Origin of the sequence: Burkholderia sp. S171 (assembly GCF_009766085.1) — a bacterium.
GTDB lineage: Bacteria > Pseudomonadota > Gammaproteobacteria > Burkholderiales > Burkholderiaceae > Caballeronia.
In genome coordinates, this window is sequence record NZ_LMUF01000076.1 from 1 (window position 1) to 2,338 (window position 2,338).

A 2,338-nucleotide genomic window follows, 5' to 3' on the forward strand; every position below is an offset into this window, starting at 1 on the left:
GGCTTCATGATCGCGCATGTGACTGCTGCGGCGCTGGCGTCGGAGAACAAGACCTACGCGCATCCGGCGTCGGTCGATTCATTGCCGACATCGGCGAATCAGGAAGATCACGTCTCCATGGCGACGTTCGCCGCCCGCAAGCTTGGTTATATCGCGGAGAACGTAGCGCATATTCTTGCTATTGAATTGCTGGCGGCGGCGCAAGGTGTGGACCTTCGCGCGCCGCATCAGACAAGTCCGCGCCTCGCCGAAGTGATGAAGACGCTGCGCTCGGAAGTCGCGCATTACGATCTCGATCATTATTTCGCACCGGATATCGAGGCGATCGCGAAGCAGGTGGTCAGCGGCGAAATCGCGAAACATTGCCCGCTTTCGTTTGTTTCGGAAGCTTCGGAAACTCAACCCCACGTTCAACCGGACGCTACCCGCCCAGCATGAACACGCCCGCGTATCAGGAAATCAAGGATCACATTCTCACGCGCATTCATGCGGGGGAGTGGAAAGAAGGCGACCAGGTGCCTTCCGAAAACGAACTGGCGCGCGATTTCAAGGTTGCGCGCATGACGGTCAATCGCGCGTTGCGCGAACTGACCGCCGAGCAGATCCTGACACGCGTGCAGGGCGCGGGCACGTTCGTGGCGCAGCCGAAATACGCGTCGACGCTCGTGGAAATACGCAGTATCTCCGACGAGATCACCGGACGTGGTCACGTGCATCGGGCAGAAGTGATGCACTTGGGCGCGTCGGTACTGGACGAACGTCTCGCGCTCGAAATGCAGCTCACCGAAGGCAGCCCGGTATTTCATTCGCGGGTGCTGCACTTCGAAAACGACTTGCCGATCCAGTTGGAAGAGCGCTGGGTCAATCCTGCGCTCGCGCCGGAATACGCGCGCCAGGATTTCACGAAGATCACGCCGAATCAATACTTGATGGTCGCCGCGCCTTTGCAGCGGGTTGAATATCGGATTGAAGCTGCCCTTCCAGATGAGAACACAGGTCTCGCGCTCGCGATGAAAGCCGGCGAGCCGTGCCTGATGCTGCATCGGCGGACGTGGTCGAGGGACGCGGTGGCGTCAGTAGCGAACCTCTGGCATCCCGGCGATCGATATCAATTCACGGGTCATTTCTAGGTCCTTCGTGGTCTTTCTTGGTCCATTACCTTGTGCCGGACCCTCCCCGGGTTCGGATCGAATTCTTGTGGAAGCCGCAATACAGCCTGCTGTAGTGGGGGCAATTCCCCAAATTCAGAGGCGCGCTCGCGCTTTATTCAGCAATAAATTCCGATTTTCTGCTTTCAATTCCACTTCGCCGGATATTTCCACGCGATTGTTGCGATTTCAACAATGATGTTTCGCGTAAATAAGGGTTTTCCCTCAAGGTTCCGAAGCATAGACTTCTTACATCCGAAACAACTTCAGAAAACGCTTATGTCCGTCTGAGATTGTTTCGAGACCACAAACAAAATACTGGAGGTTTCATCATGTTCAAGTCACTTATTCCCGCAGTTGTTATCGTGTCGGCATTGGCAGCTCCGACGTTTGCGTTTGCGCAAAGCACTGACAACAACGGCCCGCTGACGCGTGCTGAAGTGAAGGCGCAACTGGTTCAGTTGGAAAAGGCAGGGTACAACCCGACCGCCGACCAGACCGACTACCCGGCGAATATCCAGGCAGCTCAGGCTCGTGTAGATGCACAAAATGGTCAGGCTGCAACGTCGTATGGTCCTTCGACCAGCGGCACTTCGGCAGTGGGTGTTCGTAGCTCCGCGGTACCGGCGCAAAATGCTCCTGGTTCGGTGTTCTTCGGTCACTAATCGGACGCTGAGAAAGTATGAAGTGGATCTGACTGGATCAGATCCGGCACTAGAGCCGATTGAATGATGGTTTGTTGTTTCGGATTCCTTCGGGTCTAGCGCCAAATGAAAAACTCGCCCGCCGCGGTAAAGCGAATGGCGGGTTTTTTTTCGTTCGCACCGGTGGACGGGTTTGGGGTTAGGGGTTAGCGGTTGGGTCGATTCCGGGGTGCTAGGCTAGGTTCTAGGGTTCGCGCGTTGAGTCTATGCCGGGTTGTTGCTTTCGGGCCTAGCGGTCTGCTTAGGTTAACTAATTTATTTATCACTATTAGCCACTGTGCGTGGCGGCACGGGCCGCCACGCACAGTGGCTAACAGTGATAAAGAGAAAATCCGACTCTCGCAGACCACTAACACTGAAAGCAGCAACCCAGCACTGACCCCGACCACTAACCCCAAACCCGCCAGACCCCAAACCCGCCAGACCCCAAACCCGCCAGACCCCAAACCCGCCAGACCCCAAACCCGCCGACCCCAAACCCGCCGA

General features: G+C 56.5%; 3 protein-coding genes. All 3 read left to right on the forward strand.

Annotated elements, in window-relative coordinates:
- Positions 1–438, forward strand: a 438-nt coding sequence (locus GSQ93_RS37290; RefSeq protein WP_158941231.1) for an aromatic amino acid lyase, incomplete at its 5' end; no start/stop codon positions are given.
- On the forward strand, positions 435–1,130 hold the full coding sequence (gene hutC / locus GSQ93_RS37295) for a histidine utilization repressor (RefSeq protein WP_158941232.1): 696 nt from the start codon (positions 435–437) through the stop codon (positions 1,128–1,130). The genes GSQ93_RS37290 and hutC, both read left to right, overlap by 4 nt.
- A 350-nt stretch (positions 1,131–1,480) precedes the next feature.
- A complete protein-coding gene (locus GSQ93_RS37300; RefSeq protein WP_158941233.1) occupies positions 1,481–1,813 on the forward strand; it encodes a DUF4148 domain-containing protein in 333 nt (110 codons plus the stop codon).
- The last annotated feature ends 525 nt before the right edge of the window (positions 1,814–2,338 follow it).